This is a genomic window from Polaribacter sargassicola (genome assembly GCF_021991835.1).
GTDB classification, from domain to species: domain Bacteria; phylum Bacteroidota; class Bacteroidia; order Flavobacteriales; family Flavobacteriaceae; genus Polaribacter; species Polaribacter sargassicola.
The window spans coordinates 1-477 of record NZ_JAHDAU010000035.1; the positions used below are offsets into that span (position 1 = coordinate 1).

1 protein-coding gene is annotated in these 477 nt (G+C 61.8%); it reads left to right on the forward strand.

Annotation, left to right across the window (positions count from 1 at the left end):
* Positions 1–477, forward strand: a 477-nt coding sequence (locus tag KI686_RS17355; protein ID WP_237590275.1) for a mechanosensitive ion channel family protein, incomplete at both ends; no start/stop codon positions are given.

Sequence of the window (477 nt, forward strand, 5' to 3'; positions counted from 1 at the left end):
GGAATCGCCAGCATCATCGCCGGACTCGCGGCTCAGTCGATCCTCGGCAACCTCGTCGCCGGAATCCAACTCGCCTTCACGGATGCGGTGCGCGTGGGCGACGTCGTGGTCGTGCAGGGAGAGTGGGGCACGATCGGCGAGATCAATCTGTCCTATGTCGTCGTCTACATCTGGGACGAGCGACGTCTGGTCGTACCGTGCAGTTACTTCACGTCCAACTCCATCGAGACCTGGACGCGGCATTCCGATCAGATCCTCGGAACGGTGTTCCTCGACCTGGACTGGCGAGTGCCGATGGATGCCGTACGCGCGAAGTTCGATGAGATCATCGAGGCGTCCCCCGCGTGGGATCATCGTTCGTCGAGTGTCGTGGTCACTGATGCGCAGGGCGGCACTGTCACTGTGCGATTCGTGATGTCGGCGAAGGACTCGTCGGATCAGTGGACTCTGCGCTGCGATGTGCGCGAGCAGATGGTC